Below are 20,193 nucleotides of genomic sequence, written 5' to 3' on the forward strand. Positions count from 1 at the left end.
TTTTATGGCTGGGCTGGATGGATTCGAACCATCGGGATGACGGAGTCAAAGTCCGTTGCCTTACCGCTTGGCTACAGCCCATTAGACATGTGATAACGAATAAGAACGAGGCAAAAATTTTCATCTTTGCCTCGCCTTCTTCAGTGGGGTGGAAGATGGGATTCGAACCCACGATCTCCAGTGCCACAAACTGGCGCTTTAACCGGCTAAGCTACATCCACCATATATGGCGCGCCAAAAGGGATTCGAACCCCTGGCCTACTGCTTAGAAGGCAGTTGCTCTATCCTGCTGAGCTATTGGCGCGAATATCTTGGAGCGGGTGATGGGAATCGAACCCACACGACCAGCTTGGAAGGCTGGAGTTCTACCACTGAACTACACCCGCAATCAAAAGCGACGTTATGAATTATAACATGTCCTCGTGCCAATTGTCAAGATAGGTCACTAAATTATTTGCATTCACGGTAAACTCTTTCTCAATAGAAACACAACCAATATCTAAGCTTTTAAACCGTTTTGCAACTGCTCCATACAATTGATTTCTTCTCTCGCTCAGCTTCTCACTAAATCTTACATTTATTAAGTTCATTATACCCGAATTAAGTTCCAAAAAGCAACCGATATTAGCCTTTGTTAATTAATAAATCAATTTATATATTTAAATTGATATTTAATAAAAGCGCCTTGAATCAGATTACAAAACTGGTTCAAAGCGCTTCTTATTCTGCATGAGCTGGTAACACAAATACATCAAACCATAGTGATTAGATAATATCCAGCTTTATTTCATCATTTTCTTCCGTTACAGCAATACCAGACAACGGCGTATCGCTATGCTCCACAATTTCAGAGGTAATGCGATCCTCTACCTTACGGCGAATCAGGTTGCGCAAATCACGCGCACCACTCTTACCTCCAATGGCATGCTCCGCAAGCCATTTTATCGCCTTTTCATCGTAAGCAAAACGAATTCCACGCTCTGTGAGTGCGGCTATATACTCTTCCAGCATCAATGCGGCAATCCTAATAAAGTCCTCCACCTTGAGCTTGTGGAACACAATCACTTCATCCACACGACTTAAAAACTCCGGCCGCAGGAATTCCGAAAGAGCCTTCATTGTCTTTTCACGGGTTACGTCAGCATCCGTTTTGGCAAAGCCTAAGGCACCCTCACGCTTTTCACTGCCTGCGTTAGAGGTCATGATAATGATCGTATTTTCAAAATTGACCGTGCGCCCCTGTGCGTCTGTAATGCGCCCTTCATCCAAAATTTGAAGAAGGATGTTCATTACATCGGGATGCGCTTTTTCAATTTCATCAAATAGCAAAACAGAATACGGGCGACGGCGCACCTTTTCAGTGACCTGCCCAGCCTCGTCGTACCCCACATAGCCGGGGGGTGAACCAATAATACGCGAAACCGAGTGCTTCTCCATAAACTCAGACATATCGAGTCGGATGAGCGTTTCCGGCGTATCAAACAGCTCTTTTGAGATCACCTTCGCCAACTCCGTTTTACCCACGCCGGTTGGGCCGACAAAGATAAAGGATGCGGGGCGGCGGCGAGGACTAATTTGCACCCTGCTGCGGCGAATGGCTGCCGCTACAGCAGTAACAGCTTCTTCCTGCCCAATTACTTTTTTATTCAAAAGCTCCTCGAGACCAGCAAGCTTTTTCAGCTCACTTTCCTCTACACGGCTGGCGGGAATACCCGTCCACAATTCGATGACATGAGCCAAATCATCAAGCCCCACATCAGCGCCGATTGCTTCGGGCATGAGTACGCGGGTCTTTTCCTCAAGGCTTGCAATTTCATAACGAATTTGCGCTAGCTTCTCATAATCCGGCTCTACACCATCGGCAGTCAGGTCGGTTTCCTCCTGGCGCAGTGTATCTAAGCGGAAGGTTGCAGCATCATAATCCGCCATCTTCTGGTTGCGGAGCGCGGCACTGGCACAGGCCTCATCCAAAAGGTCGATTGCCTTATCCGGCAAAAAGCGGTCGTTAATATAGCGTTCCGACAATACCACCGCACGACGAACCACGTGATCCGGTAAATGCACACGGTGGAAATCCTCATAATAGTTTTTAATTCCAAGCAAAACATTGGTTGTTTGCTCTATGGAAGGCTCTCCAATTTTTACCGGCTGAAATCTTCTTTCCAGCGCACTGTCTTTCTCAATATACTTGCGATACTCGGTAAAGGTGGTCGCACCAATCACCTGAATTTCACCACGTGAAAGAGCGGGCTTTAGAATATTAGCAGCGTTCATGGAGCCCTCTGCATCACCAGTACCAACTAGGTTATGCACCTCGTCCACAAACAGAATCACATCGCCGTCAGCCTTCACTTCATCTACCAAGCCCTTAATACGGCTTTCAAACTGGCCGCGGAACTGTGTACCGGCTACCAGTGCGGTAAGGTCTAGTAAATGAATCTCTTTTTTACGCAATCTTGCGGGTACATCTCCCTGCGCAATGCGAATTGCAAGACCCTCTGCAATGGCGGTTTTACCAACACCCGGCTCACCAATCAAGCACGGGTTGTTTTTGGTTCTGCGACACAGAATCTGAATCACACGGGCAATTTCCTGATCGCGCCCCACAATGCGGTCTATTTCGTTGTTTCTGGCTCTTTTTGTGAGGTCCGTGCAGTAGGTATCAATATTGCGTCGTTTCTTCTTATTCTCGGTCTTCTTATGCTCTACCGTTTGCGTGGCTTCTGTACTGCCGGAGGAAGCCTCCGGTGCAGGCTTATTATTGCCGCCAAACATACTTTGAATGAGCGGGAACGTGGCTGCGCCGCCGGGCACAAAGCCGTCGCCGTCCTCTGTGGTCTCTGCCAGCTCTCCCATCATCTCGTCGAGCTGATCCTCCATTGTCTCCAATTGGTCCTCTGTAATGCCCATCTGGCTCATCATATCCTTAACAGGCTGAATACCCATTTCTCTGGCACATTTGAGGCAATATCCTCTGGCATCCTTTGCGTCTGCACTGGAGGCAACAAACACAACGGCTGGGCGTTTTTTGCATCTTGAACAAATCATCTTGTGAATTCTTTCCTCCGCTGCCGCTACGGGTAAAAATAGGGTGCTGCCCTGCGGCGAAATTGGGGCAAACCGGCACCAGTCAACTCGATTTGCGGTTGATGGTGCGTCTGGCCTTCAACTCTAAATCCACCGTGTCTTTGGGGTCTTCAGAGTGAAGAGTCGACCAGAATATTCCAAAATATCTTAAAAAGGCGTATACCATCATACCGACGGTCGCCGACAAAAGCGTAATTGTTAGGTAAAAGTTCTCGTAGTTAAAAAATCCTTTTAATACATAAATAACGGCAAACGAAACGTAGAACATGGCTGTTGCTACCTTGCCGTACCATTTTGCAGCTGTTGGTCTTTTTTTGCGTTTTAAAAGCACACAGGCCGCTATAATCATCACGGTCTCTTTTACTACAAACACTGCCAAAAAGGGTACCAGCACCGGCTCTACAATTGCCATGCAAACCGCTACCGCAGCTTGCGTTAGCTTATCTGCTAATGGGTCAAGCAGCTTGCCAAGCTCCGTAATTTGGTGAAAGCGGCGGGCAATGTACCCGTCTACCAAATCCGTAAGGCCAGATACCACCAGTACGACTCCCGCTGCCTTCCACTGCTGGCCTAAAAAATACAGCACAAACGGTGGAATTAAAAGAATGCGAAAAACAGAAAGCGCATTCGGAATCGTAATGTTTTTGTTAATGTCCTTCATTTCTCCACTCCCATCAGCCACAGGGCTATCCCCCATTATTCCTCAGGGAACAGGAAATTAACCGGGCTTTTTTCATAAAGCGTTTGGTAAACCCAAGAGGTTTTAAATTCACTCTGTGTAATCCCAAACAACCCATCCTTCATCATGGGCAAAGCAAGCTGAAGCAGCATGCAAACCAGCAGTACAATTGCACAGCCACTGAAAAAACCAACCACACCGCCGGCTGCCATATCAATTTGGTGTAAAATTGGCAGACGAGATAAAGAATTTAGCATGCGCAGTACAATACGCACTACAAAATAGATTGCTGAAAATAAAACGACCGTAACTACCAATCGGGTGAAGCCGATGACGGACGGAGAAAGCAGGTTCGCAATTTGCGGTGCCGCTTTTTCAATGGAACCGTTTAGCGCAGACAAAAAGCCTTCGCCCGAGATATGGCTGCCTAAAAAGGACGGCAAAGAACCTTGCAGTGCCTGCACTTGCTGCTCTGCACCTTGCCCTGCTGTTTTTTGCAGAGTCTCCGTAATTTTGCCCACCATATTGTCGTAAATAAAGTTTTGGTACAATGCGCCTGCCGCCATGCGCCCAATCACCGCCGCCGCTACGGAAGCAACTACATAGCCAACAAACCCAGCCAGGGAACGAATTAACCCCTTTTCACAGCCTACAATCGTAAACCAAGTGAGAATTCCAATTAAAATTAAATCAATAATGGTCACCAGGCAACCTCCCCAATTTCTGAACCCGCCGTGCGGGCATAATAAAATGATACAGGCTGTCGAGCGAGCCTTTCTAATAATATATCACAAAGCAAATAGTACGGCAAGGTAAGAAAAAAAACAAAATGTAAACAATGCGCAACATAGTTACGAACAAAAAACAGCACTTTCCCCTAGTCCAATACCGGTGAAAGCGCCGTTTGTTTACTTGCCGGAAGAGTTAAGCGCAGAAGCGCTTCCTGTTGCTTGCTCCTGCTGTTCACCAAAATTTTCTAAGCGGATTTCATTAAAGCCTAACACATATACCGAGCTTTCGTCCCGTAATGTAATGGCTCGGGCATCCTTTCCGCCACTGCATATTCCCTTTTGTGAACCACTGGATGCAGTATATGCGTGAATGCTTTCGTCACTCAGCAGCACCGCAGCCGTATCACCATATAGTGATACATCTGTCGCAGTCTCCCCCAGCGGCACCGAAGCCACTTGCTTTCCCTTTACATCCAGCAGCACAAGGCTTGCAGAGGCCGCATTGGCGTAAGGCGACAGCAATAGTGCCGTTCGACCATTGTCTACCGAACTGCCAATATAGGTCTGTGAGCCATAGCTGTAATCGGTTTTGCCCCCATTTTCAGAAATCACACTGGTAAGGCGGTCGCCAACAGCAACAACAGCTCCATTTTGCCCATAATTGAGCGATAATATTAAATTATCTTGAAACGTAAGCTGAGAAAGCGGCTTGGGACTGCTAAAGTCAAATAAATAAACAGCTGAAACCATCGCTCCGTTTTTACTGGCTACGCCAGCTACTGCGGCACGGGTACCACTGCGATTCAGGGCTATATGAGTAATGTAATATCCTGAGAAATCGTAAGTATAAAACGGTTTACCGGTCTCACCGTAGACCGAAAGGCGCGAGTAATACCCTTGGCTTTCCGTTGCCAGGGCAACACGTCCGTTACCAGCAATTGCACCGGCAAGAATATCTGCCTCCGCAATGCGTCGTTCTCCCGGCTTGGAAATGCTCTCCACCTGAAAGCCGGTGCCGCCTAGGTTATACACCAGCACGCGCTGACCCCATGCCTTTGCAACGGGGTTCGAAAAGCTGTGCTGTCGGCGCGTGAGCTCTTTTGCAGTGGAGTTTAAAACAGTAATGGAGGTATCGCTCACCACGAACACATTTTTATCTGTGGCAAAAAAATTGCCGGGAGAAATGTTGCGGCCGTTGTTCAACGAAGCCGGGTAGCCGTCCCCCATACCCATGCCCACTACCTTGGACTGAATCCAGCCTCCAATGTTTTGCGGGGTAAGGTTATCGAGATTAAACCACACCAAAAGGCCGGCAACTGATAGAAGCAATATAAGTATCACCCGGTACAGCCAACGGGGCATCTGCGGGAATACGACTCGCTCACGGTGCTCCCGCACATTTGGGTTGCCCTCGCGGTCAAGCTCTTCCAAATCACTTTCGTCATCTGCAAAGCGCTTTCCCTTTCTCTTTGGCATTATCCCATCACTCCCTCATCGTAAAAGACTCGGTTTAAATACAGTCCGCATGCGGGAGCGGTTGGTCCTGCCGCATTGCGGTCACAGCACTCCAATATTTGCGGAATCTGCTCCGGCTCAAATTTCCCCTGGGCGACACGGAGCAGTGTGCCCACCATAATGCGCACCATATTATACAAAAAGCCATCCGCCGCTACGGTAAAGGTGACCATGTCTCCGCTGCGGCTTAGCTCCGCTTTCGTCACAGTACGAACCATGTCACCTCGGTCACGTAAATCCAGTGTACAAAAGGATGTAAAATCGTGTGCACCCACATAATGAGCCGCCGCACGATTCAGCTTCTCCAAATTCATTGGGTACCAGTAATGCAGCGCATATCCATTTAAAAATGGGTTACGAACCTGCGTATTCCAAATTTGGTATACATACTCTTTACCACGGCAAGAATACCGCGCATGAAATTCCATTGGAACCTCCCGGCAGGAAAGCACCGCAATATCTGGCGGTAGAAAATGATTCATCGCTGCCGTCAGGCGCTCCAGTGGAATATCGCGCTCAATGTGTACGCTAATACAAAACTGGCGAGCATGTACACCCGTATCGGTTCGGCTACACGCTTTTAAATCGGGAGTACTGCCCAATACCCGACCCATCGCCTGTTGAAAAACCTCTTGCACAGCAAGGGCATTCTTCTGCACCTGCCAGCCGTGGTATTTAGAACCATCATAGCTGACAATAAAAAGGATATTGCGCATCATTTCCCCTCCTTATAGTAGGCTGGGCATTAAAATAACGCACAAGGTTACACCCATGCACGCTGCGGATGAAATGGCAATTGCCCATCCATCCAGTGCCGTCATGCGAAGGCTCTTCATTTTTGTGCGACCATCTCCGCCACGGTAACAGCGGCATTCCATTGCCATTGCCAGCTCATACGCACGGCGAAAGGACGATACAAACAGAGGGATTAAAATGGGAATGAGGGCTTTTACGCGCTGAATGGCGCCGCCGCTCTCCATATCTGCACCGCGTGCCTTCTGTGCACACATAATCTTATCGGTTTCTTCCAGCAAAGTCGGAACAAACCGCAACGCAATCGTCATCATCATCGCGATTTCATGTACTTTTACATGAAAAATCTTCAGGGGCTTCATAATCCGCTCCAGCGCATCCGTTAAATCGGTTGGAGAGGTAGTAAACGTAAGCACCGAACTGAAAAGAATTAAACTGATGATACGCACCGCAATAAAAATACAGTTAATGACGCCGCCAGTGCGTATCGTTAAAAAGCCCCACTGCACCAGAACATCACCACTGCCATAAAACAGGTTCAGTACCGCCGTTAAGGCCACCACAATAATAACTGCTTTCAGGCTTTTTAAATACTGACGCACCGAAATACCAGAAAGAAGCATGGCGCTAAGCACCATCCCCACCATGAGAAGCATAGCGGGCAAATTATTGGCAACAAAGATAAATATAATAAAAGCAAAGGTCAGTACAATTTTAACGCGGGCATCCATACGGTGTACCACAGATTTCCCCGGAAAATACTGGCCAAGCGTTATATCCCGTATCATCGTACGCATCCCCTCTCCCGCAACAGCGGCATTAAATCGCGCAGAGCTTCTTCAACCGTAAGAGCTCCCTCATTTACCGGGTAACCTTTGGAGCGCAGCAGGCTCATAATTTTTGTAATCTGCGGCACGCGAAGCCCCATTCCCTCAAGCTCCTCTCTGCGAGAAAAAACATGCTGAACTGAATCGAGCATAGCAGCCTTACCATGGTTCATCACCAAGGCACGGTCTGCAACACGAGCAATATCCTCCATGCTGTGCGAAACAAGCAGAACGGTGTTGCCGCGGCGCTCATGGTAGGTGCGAATTTGGTCAAGCAGCTGGTCGCGCCCCTGCGGGTCAAGCCCTGCGGCTGGCTCATCCAAAATTAGAATTTCGGGGTCCATTGCCACCACACCTGCAATGGCTGCACGGCGCTTTTCGCCGCCTGAAAGCTCAAAGGGAGATTTCTCTAACAACTCAGAGCGAAGACCAACAAATTCTGCCGCCCCAAGCGCACGTTCCTTTACTTCCTCTTCCGAAAGCCCCATGTTACGCGGGCCGAAGCAAATATCCCGAAAAACGCTTTCTTCAAATAACTGATACTCCGGATACTGGAATACCAGCCCCACCTGAAAGCGAACTGCGCGTATCTTTTTGGGCTCCGCCCAAATATCTTTCCCATTGAGCAGCACTTGGCCGGAGGTAGGGCGCATAAGGCCGTTGAGCTGCTGAATCAGTGTTGATTTTCCCGAGCCGGTATGGCCGATTACTCCGAGAAACTCCCCTCGGCGAATCGCTATATTTACGTTATCAACTGCAACCTGCTCCATAGGAGTCCCCATACCATAGCGGTACGTTAAGTCTTTTGTTTCCAATATCACTTCGGACATGCCGTTTTGTTCCTCCGTTTCGCCGGGTCAGGCCTTGAGCAGCAGCTCAAGGGCGGCTACACATTCCTCTTCGTTTAAAACACCCTCTGGTACGGTGCAGCCGTTTTGCCCAAGCCGGTACAAAAGCTCCGTTGCCTGGGGAACATCTAGGCGGTGCTGCCGCAAAAGCTCCACATGCGAGAACACCTCGCGTGGCAGCCCCTCTACAAGAATTTCTCCACCATCCATTACAATTACACGATCAGCCTGCACTGCCTCATCCATGTAATGGGTAATGAGTACCACGGTAATACCATGCTCGCGGTTCAGGCGGCGGATGGTCTCCATAACCTCGGTTCTACCGCGGGGGTCCAGCATCGCAGTTGGTTCATCGAGCACAATGCAGTCTGGCTGCATTGCGATGATACCCGCAATGGCGATGCGCTGCTTTTGCCCGCCAGAAAGCTTGTACGCGGAGTGCGAAGCATATTCCGCCATCCCTACGGCTTGTAATGCCGCATCTACCCTTTGGCGTATTTCTTCCGGTGGAATCCCAAGATTCTCCGGCCCAAACGCCACATCTTCTTCTACAATGCTGGCTACCAGCTGATTATCCGGGTTTTGCAGTACCAAACCTACTCGCCGACGAATTTCATATTTTAGGCTTTCGTCTGCGGTATCCAAACTATCCACATAAACATGCCCTCCGCTCGGGAGAAGCATGGCATTAAAATGCTTTGCCATGGTAGATTTTCCGGAGCCATTGTGCCCCAAGAGTGCAACGAACTCGCCTTTTTTTATTTCCATAGAAACATCGCGCAGCACCTGCTGTGCCTGTTGCCCTTCTTCGGTTGAATCGTAAAAAAATGATACGTGTTCCGCCTTGAGATATTCCATACCTGCTCCAATTTAGAAGGCACTGCCTTCTTTTTTAATATTTGCCTGCTCCATAAAGCAGAGCCTCTAAAAGCCTTTATACTAATTCCATAAATCGACAACCTTCGCATAAGGAAGAGTCGATTATTTTATCGATGTAATCAAATGCGAATTGGCTTAATCAGCCTGCCAAATCGCAGTATTGCCGCAAGGCAGCACCATACCGCTTTGTGTAACCGGAAGACCAATTTCATCCGCAGAAACGGAACCGCCGTATTGCACTTTTAACAGTGTTCCCAATAAATACACCATTACCGAAGGAGAAAGCCCCGTGGTATAGGAATTTAAAATAAAGAATAAAGCGTCTTTCGACAGCAACGGGACACAAAGCTGAACAAACGGGTACAACTGCTCTTCCAGCTTCCAAACCTCCCCGCCCGGCCCACGCCCATAGGACGGAGGGTCCATAATAATGCCATCATAGGTGTTGCCGCGGCGCTGTTCGCGCTGTACAAATTTTACGCAGTCATCCACCAGCCAGCGAACGGGCTTGTCCCCCAAACCAGATGCCACCGCGTTTTCTCTAGCCCATGCTACCATGCCCTTTGAGGCATCCACATGGCAAACCTCTGCTCCGGCTGAGGCACAGGCCAGCGTTGCCGCTCCCGTATAGCCGAACAGATTCAGCACTTTTACTGGGCGTTTGGCCTTTCGAATTTTATCTTGAACAAAATCCCAGTTTACCGCCTGCTCGGGGAAAATGCCGGTGTGCTTAAAGCCCATTGTTTTGAGCTGAAAGGTAAGCTCATGGTATTTGATTTTCCACATGCCCGGTACCGCACGGTATTCTTCCCAGCGCCCACCGCCGGTGTTCGAGCGTAGGTAGCGCGCATGGGCACGCTTCCACATCGGGTGCTCCCGCGGAGTCTTCCAAATAATCTGTGGGTCGGGGCGAATTAAAATCACTTCACCCCAGCGTTCCAGCCGCTCCCCGTCGGAAGCGTCCAGCAATTCATAATCGTTCCAGTTAGCTGCTCTCAAATTATTCCTCCGTTAAGACAAGCGCTCGCGTACAACATCGGCTACTTCGTGCGCCAGCTTCGTAATTTCATCGTGGTCTTCTCCCTCAATCATAACACGCAGCAACGGCTCTGTGCCCGAGGGGCGCACTACAACCCGCCCGCCGGAGCCAAGGCGCTCTTTCGCGCGTTCAATTGCCTCGTTTACTTCTGGGTCGGTATAGAAGCGAAGCTTTCCCTCACGGCTTACGGTTACATTCACCATCACCTGCGGGTAACGAGCCATTAACGTTGCCAAGCTGGAAAGATGTGCTTTGCGGCGATTAAGGATGGTTAAAAGTTGCACACCCGTCATTTGACCATCGCCTGTTGTGGCGTAGTCCAGAAAAATGATGTGCCCGCTCTGCTCGCCGCCAAAGTTATAGCCCTCTTGCAGCATTTCTTCCAGCACATAGCGGTCGCCTACCTTGGTCGCAGCAAATTTAATGCCGTTTTCTTCACAGAAGCGGATAAAGCCCATATTGGTCATAATGGTACCAACTGCCGCACTCTTCGATAAACGACCCTGCGATTTTAAATCCAGCGCACAAATCGCCATTAGGAAGTCACCATCTACGAGCTTCCCTTGTTCATCTACTGCGAGGCAGCGGTCTGCATCGCCATCAAATGCCAAGCCAGCATCCATATGATTAGCGACCACATATTCCATGAGTGTTTCCATGTGGGTGGAACCACAGTTATCATTAATATTAACACCGTTGGGCTCATCCGAAAGCATGTGGCACTCCGCACCAAGCTCGGTAAACAGCTCCTTTGCAGTTGTTGCAGCGGAACCGTTGGCGCAGTCTAATGCAACACGCAAACCGCGCAGCGCACCCTCCGGCACCGTGCTTTTCACATGGTCAATATAATCGCGCAGTGCGTTCGGTGCAGAAGAAATCGAGCCAACCTCACCACCTGTGGGGTATTGCGGCTTCTCTTCATGGTCGAGAACGATTGCCTCTATCTGCTCCTCCAGTGCATCGGGCAACTTGTAGCCCGTGCTGCTGAAGATTTTAATCCCATTAAACTCGCACGGATTATGCGAAGCAGAAATCATTACGCCTGCATCCGCACCGTACTTTTTCACCAAATACGCCACTGCAGGGGTAGGAACAACTCCAAGATGCACCACATTCGCACCAATACTGCAAAGGCCTGCCGCCAATGCACTCTCCAGCATATCGGAGGAAATACGGGTATCCTTACCAATTAATATTTTAGGGTGACGGCGGCCGCCCTTGCCCAACACCATTGCTGCGGCACGGCCAATATTCATTGCCAGCTCACAGGTTAAATCCGCATTTGCAACGCCTCTGGCGCCATCGGTTCCAAACAATCTTCCCATGTTGCGTCTCCCATCGATCAATTCAATCGTTAATCTTAACATTTAACTCTTTTATCGCCCAAACATTGCAGAAAAATCTGCCCTGTATGTATTAAATTATAACTTTAATTAAAATAGCTTTTGCTGTGCTCCTGCAATATCTTCCGGGGGAGTAAGCCCCAAATGCAGGTATGCAGCACGTGTGACACAGCGCCCACGAGGAGTACGACTTAAAAAGCCAATTTGAATGAGGTACGGCTCGTAAACGTCCTCGAGCGTAACTGATTCTTCACCAATTGCAGCGGCAATGGTATCGAGCCCCACTGGCCCGCCACGGTAATAATCAATCATGGTGTGGAGCATGCGGCGGTCGTTTGCGTCCAAGCCAATTTCATCCACCTCAAGCCGCTCCAAAGCACCTCGTGCCGCTTCTACGGTAATCACACCATCACTGATTACCTGTGCAAAATCGCGCACACGGCGCAGCAGGCGGTTTGCGATTCGCGGCGTACCGCGCGAGCGAGAAGCCAGCTCCAAGGCGCCTTCCGGCTCAATCGGCATATCCAATATACCCGCACTGCGGGTAACAATCTGTGCAAGCTCCTCTGGTGAGTATAATTCCAAACGTAGCACCACGCCAAAACGGTCACGCAATGGCGCTGAAAGCTGACCCGCTCGGGTCGTTGCACCTACCAGTGTAAACGGCGGGAGCGGCAGGTGGTAAGAAGCCGCCATCTGCCCTTTTCCGGTAATAATGTCCAGGGCAAAATCCTCCATCGCCGGGTATAGAATTTCTTCTACACTGCGGGACAAACGGTGAATCTCATCAATAAACAAAACATCACCCGGAGATAGATTCGTTAAAATCGCCGCTAAGTCTCCCGGTTTTTCGATTGCCGGACCAGATGTAATGCGTACCCCCACACCCATTTCGTTCGCTATAATACCAGCTAGCGTTGTTTTACCAAGGCCGGGCGGGCCGTATAGCAGAACATGGTCGAGTGTTTCTTTTCTCTGTTTTGCCGCTTCCATAAAAATGGCAAGGTTTTCTTTTACTTTTTTCTGGCCAATATATTCAGAAAGCTGGCGAGGCCGCAGTGGGTTTTCCACCTCTGCATCCTCCGGGTTATAATCGGGAGCTACGACACGGTTTTCCAGATCCAGTTCGTTTTCAAAGGAAAATTCCATGCCTTAACGCCCTCCTCCCATAGATTTGAGTGACAGCCGTATGAGCTCCTCCACCGGAAGAGTGCCGTCAAACTTACCAACAATCTGTGCGGCCTCCGTCGGCGACCAGCCAAGCACTGCCAATGCACTTACCGCACCGGCGGCATTGCCAACCGCAGGGTTTACTGCTATATCGCCATCGGCAACCGTAGCAACACCCATTTTCTTCACTTTGTCCTTAAGCTCCAGCGCAATTCGCTGTGCCAGCTTCGGGCCAACACCGCTCGCACGGGACAACGCCTTGCTATCTCCCGATGCCACTGCAAGCGCCACCTGCTCCGGTGACAGCTCCGACAATATAGAAACGCCCACCTTCGCGCCAACACCACTGACCGATGTAAGCATTTTAAAGCAGTTTAGCTCTGTCATGGTGTAAAAGCCGTATAAATCCAAAGCATCTTCCCGCACACTCAAGTGGGTGAATAGGCGTACCTTTTCGCCAATTTGCGGAAGTGAACGCTGTGTACTCATTGAAGTAAAGCACTTAAACCCCACACCGCCACATTCCACAACAGCAAGATTCGGTTCTGCATGTATTAAAATGCCCGATACACTGTAAAACATTTATCTCATTCCTCCCGACAATAAGGCGCGGCGCAAAGGCGAGCCTGCCGCTTGTCCGTGGCAGATTGCCATTGCAAGCGCATCCGCGGTATCATCCGGCTTCGGTAATTCCGTAAGGCACAAAAGCTTACGCGTCATCTCCATCACCTGCGGTTTTTTTGCCTGCCCATAGCCGGTAACTGCCTGCTTTACCTGAAGTGGTGTATATTCAAAAATTGGCACACCAGCCTTTCGAGCCGCAAGCAAAATCACTCCGCGCGCTTCTGCAACACCAATCGCCGTTGTTTTGTTGTTTGTAAAAAACAGCTTCTCAATCGAAACCGCATCTGGTCGGTTATGCGCTAAAACCGCACACACCGAATCGTATATTGAAACAAGGCGGTCTTCAAACACTTCACCCGCCTGTGTTGTTATTGCGCCGTACTCCATTGGGCGGTATTTGCCCGAGCGCGCACTTACAACACCGTACCCCACAATCGCGTACCCGGGGTCAATGCCCATAATTACCATTTCACCGCTCCGCTCTGTTTTCGTTCTCTATTATACCACAGGCGCAAAGCGCCACAACGGCATATAAAACTTTTGGATTTCTTGTAGCCGCTTTGCGGGTATTATACCATAAAACCATGCTTGTGAAAAGCATTTCAGGCTGGGAGACCCATATTCTGAACATTCCAAATCGCAGGGTGTTTTTTCGTATTTTTATTTCCTTATCCAGTATAGCAAAAGGATGCCGATTGTCAATTAAATATGCAGAAAAACAGTCGACAATTAGATCAACATTTTTTAGTTCGTATATTTTTTACCCTCTTGCTCAAAATAAACGAGAAACGGAGGGAACGAAAATGACCCGCAGAAGAAAAATTCAAATCGGCAGCGTAGCCACTGCTCTGGTGCTATTGCTCACCGGCACCGCAATTGGCGGATGGTGGACCGCAAACCGGTACCGAACAGACCTTGAATACAGCTACCGCCGTTCGCTCAGTGATTTGGGGGATTATGTGTCGAGCCTTGAAACAACGCTGACCAAGGCGATTTACACCAATACCGCCACACAACAAAGCGGTATTGCAGCACGCCTGATGCGTGATTCCAGCGGTGCAAAGGCTGCCCTGTCGGCGTTACCCCTCAAAGGGGATGAATTTGACAATATGAGTAAATTCATTTCACAGGTAGGCGACTTCTCAACTTCCCTTTCCGGCAAAATTAATGCCGGTGGGAAAATTAGCGCGGATGAATACGAGCAAATTCAAAGCCTTGGCAATTATGCCACCAAGCTGCGCCAGGGGCTTTCACAGGTTCAGGATGAGCTTACCGCCGGGAATGTTACAATCGGCGAAACAGAATCTTTGGTAAAGGGCCTGCGAGCCTCGCAGCCCGTTTTCAGTGACCGACTGGAGAGCGTCGCCAAAGACTTTGAAGATTACCCCAAGCTGATTTACGATGGTCCGTTCTCCGACCATATTGGCCAGCAAAAGCCTAAACTGATTGATGGCAAAGAGGGAATTAAGCAGGGGAATGCGCAGCTATTGGCCGCAAAATTCTTAAAGGTTGACCAATCCAAGCTCACGCACACCACAGACAACGAAGGCGGACTTCCCACCTACAACTTCATGTATGGCGACATTCGCGTATCCATTACAAAGGCGGGTGGTGTACCTGTACGATTGTTGAACCCTCGCAATATTACCAACGATAAGCTCGATTACCAAGCATCTTTAAAGAAAGCCAAAGAGTTCCTTGAATCCCGTGGATTTACTGGCATGAAAGAAAGCTATTACTTTATGCACGACGGTAAATGCACCATCAACTTTGCTTACGATATTAAAGGAACCGTTTATTACCCAGATTTAATCAAGGTCTCCGTTGCAATGGATAATGGGGAAATTGTTGAGATGGACGCAACCGGCTACGTGATGAACCACACGAACCGTGCTGTACCAAAGGTTGCGCTAACCAAGGCGGAAGCACAAAAGTTTGTTAGCCCTTACCTTACCGTAAAGGAAGGCAAGCTGGCAATCATCCCAACACCCGGTCTAAACGAAGTAACCACCTATGAATTCTTATGCGAAAGTAAGGATAAGAAAAAAGAACAGGTTCTAGTGTATATTGATGCCAACAAAGGCTTTGAGCGCGATATTTTGATTCTGCTCTTCTCCGACAACGGCGTTCTCACTCAATAAGATTATAAAAAAAGGCTTATCGATTCACCACTTTGGCGGATACCGATAAGCCTTTTTTATTTATTCTTGCGGCGGAGTATTGTTATCAAAAACATCTGTGTCGTCGGGAACTTCTTCCCCTTTTATGGAAGCAACCGGAACCGCATGCTTTTTTCTGCGGCGGCGCAATACCAGCCCCAAAACAGCACCAAGTACCACCGCCAACAGTATAATTGGCAGGCCCCCAAGCAATACAATAATAGCGCCCTGCCCCGCTTCAGCCATCCAGCGCAGAGACAACTGGAATTGATGTGATATTTTTTCACCAAGCGTTACGGGCGTTTTGTCTATAATGGTTGCCTTGCTCACTTCGAACAATTCCACAGTAACCGTACTATAATTGATGAGCGAGTCATATTGCCGCAGTGTACCGGTAAGCTGATCCATTTGGTAAGTCACATCTGCCAAAGCCTTTTCCAGCTCTACGATATCAGCCATTTTATCCGCTTTTTTCATGAGCTCTAAAAGGCGGTCTCTCTGCGTTTGCAATGCTTTTAAATGTGCTTCCGTATCATAGTAGCTTTCGGTTATATTTTCACTCGTGCTGCTTACATTCAGAACTGCACCAATGGTTGCGGCTCGTTCTTTCCACAGCTTCAGCTTTTCCTGTGGAATACGCAGTACATAATGAGCGGTTCGGCTTTCGTTCTTTTGCAAGGCGCCGTCGCCATCAATTCCGGATTCCTGAACATAGCCGCCCAGTTCCTCTGTAAGGGATTGCATGGTTTGAACGGATTTATCAAATTCCAGTGTCTCCATGCGATAACTTAGCCGTTCAATTATCTTTTGGTTGGCAAGTGGCGGCTTTTGAGATGCAGGGGCACCGCCCACAGCCTCGGCAACTTTTCCGCTCTCCTGAGAATCCGCAACTGTCATTACCGAAGAAGCCTTTGCCTCTACACTTTGGGCGGCTTTCGCATTGTTGCTTACTCCGACTGCAGCACACCCAGTAAATAGCAGTGAAGTAGAAAGAATGATGGACATTGCCGCAATGGCCACCGTTTTGTTATTTCGAATTTTCACGGGAGCATCTCCTCTCTTGGTTAAAAGGGGGTTGCAGGTATCACCTGCCCGTTTTACCAGATTATAACAGACGATATTATTTCCTGTAAAGAAACAATCCCGTAACCTTGCTTACAATTCTTTTGTTATTTCAAAAATTTTTCTTTTCTTTTCATTCGCCTTACGAGCGGCAAAACGATACCTTACAAATTAGGAAAAGAAATGTTGCAATACATGTTTCTGCGGGAGGGTGCGAGCGTTTAAAAAAAGCAAAAAAGAACGCCGTTCCAATCAAGGAACGGCGTGAGCCGCACGGGCGATAGTGCGGCGTTGCTTGCTTACAGACATTAGCGCGGCGAAGCTGGAAAAAAATCTATTATCCCATATGCTCCAAGAGGTGCTCCCATTTTTTGCTCTTCCACAGGGGAGTGGAAAACACTGCTGATTCAAAAGTTACTTCCTCCATAACCCACACAACTGTGCGGGAATCCACTTCTGTTTAAGTGAATTCCAATTCCAGCCTCGCGTTGCCTTTGTCTGCAAGGCAATAAAAAAGCGCTTGTCACGGAAACCCTCATTGAAAAGGGTACTCCACAACAAGCGATACATTGCATATCGGTTTCAGTCCTCACCTTGCCAAGCTTCGCAATCATAATTCCAAAGGCCCCATTTCTGTCCCCTCTATACAAAAGGGAAATAATGGGTTATAATTGTGTGGCAAAGCGCAGTGAAAACTGTTGTTATGGAGGCTACAGCTCCGTAGCAGGGGGTGGGTGCTGGTACACTCATTCCTGCTTTGCTTTTTAAATTACCTTACGACATAAATATTAACATTATTTACCATATAATGCAAGATAAAAATATAAAAATGGGAAAATATATCACATTATTCATTGTTTCGTTGTATTTCGTCGGATTTTTAATCCGGCTTTTTTTATTTTATTTTTCGATACGGCATATTATGCTAGCTTTTGTTTATTATGTAGTTTTGCGCTCAGGCGCAAGGGCTTCTGCTGGCGCAGGGCTTGCCCTCATGCCGGGGCGGGCACCTACTTTCACGAAAGGGCGAAAGTAGGCAAAGGCCTTCCAAAGGGAGAGTATCGATTCTCTCCCTTTGGATTCCCTCTCAACGACCAAAGGCTCTGCCTTTGGAATCCGACTGAGCTCCCGCTCTGCATCTTGTTTCCGCACAGGGACAAGCCTGCGCGTTGCAGATTGCATGTAAGGTATCGTTTTGCCGCTCGTAAATAAAACAAGTAACCTAGCTACCGAACATGTTTCTGCGAGCGAACGAGAGCGCTCTAAAAGTGACCCAGCGGCTGAGAACACAATCTTTTCATTTAAAAGAGGCTTGCAAAATGCAGGCCTCTTTTGCGTTATAATAGAGAAAGATTATAAAATTGAAATTTCAGTAGACTCTGGTAAAGCCTGCATGCTTTTCTTTGGAAAAGTAAGCTTTAAAATACCATTCTCGTATTTTACCTCAATCTCTTCGGGGCGAACATCTCCTACATAAAAGCTGCGGGAGCATGCGCCGCCATAGCGCTCTTGGCGCAGGTAATGCCCGTCAATATCCTTTTCTTCCTTGCTCATCTCGCGGGATGCGCGAATGATTAGGTAACCGTTACTCAAATCCACATGGATTTCATTCTTTTGAAAGCCGGGTAAATCCATACAGATTTCATATGCGTTAGGCAGCTCTTTTACATCCGCTTTCATTAGGTTTTGCCCCAATGCCCCCAGTAGAGGGAGCTGACCGCCGAAAAGACTGGTCTCAAATGGGTCATCAAACAATCGACTGAAAAAGTTTTCACCAAATAAACTGGGCAGCATGCTTCATTCCTCCATTCCAATCACACAATTTCTATTGCCCGTTTTGCAGCACTTTACAAGGGGGTTAACCTTTGTGCCGTTAATACATAATACGCAGTGTGTGTGCAGAGGGAAAAGAATAGCGCCACCCTTGTATCAATAGGTGACGCTACGTTTTAAAATATTATTTTGTAATTTAGTACACGAACATTGCCACTATTCCAGCAAGAATAACAGACAAGATAACGCGTTCCGCCCAAATGATGACTAGATCCCGTATTTTAAGGGGGATTTTTGTGGAGAGGATGCAAGGCACCACTGCCGAAAAGAAGATGATTTGAGAAATGCAAGTGACCGCAACAACGTAGCGTGCTTGAATGGATGCACCCACAAGGAATGCCGTAGGCAAGAACATTTCAGCAATACCGGTAGCAAGTGCCTGTGCAGTGACCAGTGCTTCCGGAACCTGCACGAGTAGCGTAAAGGGATAGAACAGATAACCCAGCACATTAAAAATAGGAGTAAATAGAGCCAACAACATACCGGCAAGGCCGATAGACATGATGGTCGGTAATATAGTGCTAATCATTCTGCCGCCATCTTTTGCACTTGCTAAAACATTATGGGAAATGGAACCAGAGTTTTCAGACACGGTTAAGGCCTCTTGAACTGCCTTTTGAGCACGACCAGATTGAATAACTTCTTCTGGGTCGGGCGTTACGCCTTCCATGTATTCATTTGGGATTTTTGTAATGGGGAAAAGTCTGGCACCAATTGCAGTAACAATAAAGGTAATCACCAGCGTAGACCAAAAATAAAAATTCCACTGATCCATAAGCCCGAGGGTTCGAGCAACAACAATCATAAATGTAGCGGATACGGTAGAAAACCCGGTTGCGATAATCGCCGCTTCTTTTTTCGTATATCTTCCACTTTGATATACTTTGTCGGTAATCAGCAGCGCCAAAGAATAGCTGCCCACAAAGGATGCTACCGCATCAACTGCGGAACGACCGGGGGTCTTCCAAATTTTACGCATGAGTGGCTGCATAAACACGCCAATAAACTCCATTAGACCGTAGTCAGTTAAAAATGCAAGGAATAGAGAGCCAAGAGGAATTAAAAAAGCTAAAGAACAACAAAGGGTATCGAACAGGAATGGGAATAGGTCTTTATTTTCATAAAGAAAAGCCGGGCCTAATCGCCATATGTACATTACACCGCAAACAACACCTAAGATTTTGAAGATAGTAAAGAATAGGTCGATAGGGCTTTTATTCCAGGTCTTTTTAGCAAATGGAAGAATTGCACCAGCAAGCATAATGAGGAGTACTACGTATTTTTGTGCGTCTCCCAAAAGGGCCCGAATAATGGTAGTTAAATGGTCAAGAGGAATCGAACTTTTTCCATTATAAGGGATTGTAACAAAAAACATGAAAATACCAATAAGACTACAAACAATAAACTTCGTAATGATGACTGCCTTTGATTTTTTAGATAATGTTTCTGTTTGCATAAAAGACTTCCTCCTTTAAATAGCCCCGTTGTTGCGAAAGGTTTACCGCTTTACCATAAAAACGACAAATTTTCGTCTAATTCTTAAAATTAAGAATTATTTTAAAGCTGGAGTCGTTTATTTTTCGTTCATATACTTTTATATAGAAAAGAGACCGCAGAGAAAGATGCTTTCCTGCGGTTTTTTCT

The 20,193-nt window shown here is 47.8% G+C and carries 18 protein-coding genes and 4 tRNA genes; 1 reads left to right on the forward strand and 21 read right to left on the reverse strand.

From position 1 onward, the window contains the following. Positions 1–5: 5 nt before the first annotated feature. From CAN90_RS04665 to ruvC, 17 genes are all read right to left on the reverse strand, one after another. A tRNA-Gln gene (locus tag CAN90_RS04665) sits at positions 6–81 on the reverse strand. Positions 82–144: 63 nt separating this feature from the next. Beyond that, positions 145–221, reverse strand: a tRNA-His gene (locus CAN90_RS04670). A 6-nt stretch (positions 222–227) separates the two neighbouring features. Continuing rightward, positions 228–304: transfer RNA gene (locus CAN90_RS04675), tRNA-Arg, on the reverse strand. 8 nt (positions 305–312) lie between these two features. Further along, a tRNA-Gly gene (locus CAN90_RS04680) sits at positions 313–386 on the reverse strand. A gap of 379 nt (positions 387–765) precedes the next feature. Continuing rightward, complete coding sequence (locus CAN90_RS04685; RefSeq protein ID WP_085832665.1) at positions 766–3,048, reverse strand: ATP-dependent Clp protease ATP-binding subunit; 2,283 nt, start codon at positions 3,046–3,048, stop codon at positions 766–768. An 82-nt stretch (positions 3,049–3,130) separates the two neighbouring features. Further along, positions 3,131–3,769 (reverse strand): CDP-alcohol phosphatidyltransferase family protein, encoded by a 639-nt coding sequence (locus CAN90_RS04690; RefSeq protein WP_242953571.1) that lies wholly within the window; start codon positions 3,767–3,769, stop codon positions 3,131–3,133. A 14-nt stretch (positions 3,770–3,783) separates the two neighbouring features. Beyond that, positions 3,784–4,470: a CvpA family protein gene (locus CAN90_RS04695; RefSeq protein WP_085832667.1), complete on the reverse strand. Its 687-nt coding sequence runs from the start codon at positions 4,468–4,470 to the stop codon at positions 3,784–3,786. Between the two features lie 204 nt (positions 4,471–4,674). After that, entirely contained in the window at positions 4,675–5,973 is a 1,299-nt protein-coding gene (locus CAN90_RS04700) for a DUF5711 family protein (RefSeq protein WP_085832668.1), read from the reverse strand. After that, positions 5,973–6,731 carry a tRNA pseudouridine(38-40) synthase TruA gene (gene truA / locus CAN90_RS04705; protein ID WP_242953572.1) on the reverse strand — a complete coding sequence of 253 codons (759 nt, stop codon included), beginning with the start codon at positions 6,729–6,731 and terminating at the stop codon, positions 5,973–5,975. Before truA ends, CAN90_RS04700 begins: the two co-directional genes overlap by 1 nt. A gap of 9 nt (positions 6,732–6,740) precedes the next feature. Continuing rightward, complete coding sequence (locus CAN90_RS04710; RefSeq protein ID WP_085832670.1) at positions 6,741–7,553, reverse strand: energy-coupling factor transporter transmembrane component T family protein; 813 nt, start codon at positions 7,551–7,553, stop codon at positions 6,741–6,743. Beyond that, on the reverse strand, positions 7,550–8,422 hold the full coding sequence (locus CAN90_RS04715; RefSeq protein WP_085832671.1) for an energy-coupling factor transporter ATPase: 873 nt from the start codon (positions 8,420–8,422) through the stop codon (positions 7,550–7,552). The genes CAN90_RS04710 and CAN90_RS04715 overlap by 4 nt, the downstream gene beginning before the upstream one ends. 27 nt (positions 8,423–8,449) lie before the next feature. After that, entirely contained in the window at positions 8,450–9,298 is an 849-nt protein-coding gene (locus tag CAN90_RS04720; RefSeq protein WP_085832672.1) for an energy-coupling factor transporter ATPase, read from the reverse strand. 156 nt (positions 9,299–9,454) lie between these two features. Next, positions 9,455–10,318, reverse strand: coding sequence for a class I SAM-dependent methyltransferase (locus tag CAN90_RS04725; RefSeq protein WP_085832673.1), 864 nt, complete (start codon positions 10,316–10,318; stop codon positions 9,455–9,457). A 12-nt stretch (positions 10,319–10,330) separates the two neighbouring features. Continuing rightward, positions 10,331–11,683, reverse strand: coding sequence for a phosphoglucosamine mutase (glmM, locus tag CAN90_RS04730; RefSeq protein WP_085832674.1), 1,353 nt, complete (start codon positions 11,681–11,683; stop codon positions 10,331–10,333). Positions 11,684–11,791: 108 nt separating this feature from the next. Then, positions 11,792–12,850, reverse strand: coding sequence for a Holliday junction branch migration DNA helicase RuvB (gene ruvB / locus CAN90_RS04735; RefSeq protein ID WP_085832675.1), 1,059 nt, complete (start codon positions 12,848–12,850; stop codon positions 11,792–11,794). Positions 12,851–12,853: 3 nt separating this feature from the next. Beyond that, positions 12,854–13,453 carry a Holliday junction branch migration protein RuvA gene (gene ruvA, locus CAN90_RS04740; protein WP_085832676.1) on the reverse strand — a complete coding sequence of 200 codons (600 nt, stop codon included), beginning with the start codon at positions 13,451–13,453 and terminating at the stop codon, positions 12,854–12,856. Then, positions 13,454–13,963: a crossover junction endodeoxyribonuclease RuvC gene (ruvC, locus tag CAN90_RS04745; RefSeq protein WP_085832677.1), complete on the reverse strand. Its 510-nt coding sequence runs from the start codon at positions 13,961–13,963 to the stop codon at positions 13,454–13,456. Positions 13,964–14,298: 335 nt separating this feature from the next. Here ruvC and ypeB point away from each other — a divergent pair, with 335 nt between their 5' ends. Beyond that, positions 14,299–15,636, forward strand: a complete 1,338-nt coding sequence (ypeB, locus tag CAN90_RS04750; RefSeq protein WP_085832678.1) for a germination protein YpeB — start codon at positions 14,299–14,301, stop codon at positions 15,634–15,636. 60 nt (positions 15,637–15,696) lie between these two features. Here the strand turns inward: ypeB and CAN90_RS04755 are convergent, their stop codons facing one another. From CAN90_RS04755 to CAN90_RS04770, 4 genes are all read right to left on the reverse strand, one after another. Further along, positions 15,697–16,698 (reverse strand): DUF4349 domain-containing protein, encoded by a 1,002-nt coding sequence (locus tag CAN90_RS04755; protein ID WP_085832679.1) that lies wholly within the window; start codon positions 16,696–16,698, stop codon positions 15,697–15,699. A gap of 957 nt (positions 16,699–17,655) precedes the next feature. Further along, complete coding sequence (locus tag CAN90_RS13455) at positions 17,656–17,868, reverse strand: hypothetical protein (protein WP_143750797.1); 213 nt, start codon at positions 17,866–17,868, stop codon at positions 17,656–17,658. Positions 17,869–18,069: 201 nt separating this feature from the next. Beyond that, positions 18,070–18,510, reverse strand: a complete 441-nt coding sequence (locus CAN90_RS04765; RefSeq protein ID WP_085832681.1) for an Hsp20/alpha crystallin family protein — start codon at positions 18,508–18,510, stop codon at positions 18,070–18,072. 175 nt (positions 18,511–18,685) lie between these two features. After that, complete coding sequence (locus CAN90_RS04770; protein ID WP_085832682.1) at positions 18,686–20,005, reverse strand: YjiH family protein; 1,320 nt, start codon at positions 20,003–20,005, stop codon at positions 18,686–18,688. Between the last annotated feature and the right edge of the window lie 188 nt (positions 20,006–20,193).

Source organism: Clostridium merdae, from assembly GCF_900176635.1.
Taxonomy (GTDB): domain Bacteria; phylum Bacillota; class Clostridia; order Oscillospirales; family Acutalibacteraceae; genus Faecalispora; species Faecalispora merdae.

Excerpts from the sequence above, each read along its gene's own strand:
- CAN90_RS04685 (WP_085832665.1), bottom strand. The coding sequence starts at position 3,048 with ATGATTTGTTCAAGATGCAAAAAACGCCCAGCCGTTGTGTTTGTTGCC.
- CAN90_RS04700 (WP_085832668.1), bottom strand. The coding sequence starts at position 5,973 with ATGCCAAAGAGAAAGGGAAAGCGCTTTGCAGATGACGAAAGTGATTTG.
- truA (WP_242953572.1), bottom strand. The coding sequence starts at position 6,731 with ATGATGCGCAATATCCTTTTTATTGTCAGCTATGATGGTTCTAAATAC.
- CAN90_RS04710 (WP_085832670.1), bottom strand. The coding sequence starts at position 7,553 with ATGATACGGGATATAACGCTTGGCCAGTATTTTCCGGGGAAATCTGTG.
- CAN90_RS04715 (WP_085832671.1), bottom strand. The coding sequence starts at position 8,422 with ATGTCCGAAGTGATATTGGAAACAAAAGACTTAACGTACCGCTATGGT.
- CAN90_RS04720 (WP_085832672.1), bottom strand. The coding sequence starts at position 9,298 with ATGGAATATCTCAAGGCGGAACACGTATCATTTTTTTACGATTCAACC.
- glmM (WP_085832674.1), bottom strand. The coding sequence starts at position 11,683 with ATGGGAAGATTGTTTGGAACCGATGGCGCCAGAGGCGTTGCAAATGCG.
- ruvB (WP_085832675.1), bottom strand. The coding sequence starts at position 12,850 with ATGGAATTTTCCTTTGAAAACGAACTGGATCTGGAAAACCGTGTCGTA.
- ruvA (WP_085832676.1), bottom strand. The coding sequence starts at position 13,453 with ATGTTTTACAGTGTATCGGGCATTTTAATACATGCAGAACCGAATCTT.
- ruvC (WP_085832677.1), bottom strand. The coding sequence starts at position 13,963 with ATGGTAATTATGGGCATTGACCCCGGGTACGCGATTGTGGGGTACGGT.
- ypeB (WP_085832678.1), top strand. The coding sequence starts at position 14,299 with ATGACCCGCAGAAGAAAAATTCAAATCGGCAGCGTAGCCACTGCTCTG.
- CAN90_RS04765 (WP_085832681.1), bottom strand. The coding sequence starts at position 18,510 with ATGCTGCCCAGTTTATTTGGTGAAAACTTTTTCAGTCGATTGTTTGAT.
- CAN90_RS04770 (WP_085832682.1), bottom strand. The coding sequence starts at position 20,005 with ATGCAAACAGAAACATTATCTAAAAAATCAAAGGCAGTCATCATTACG.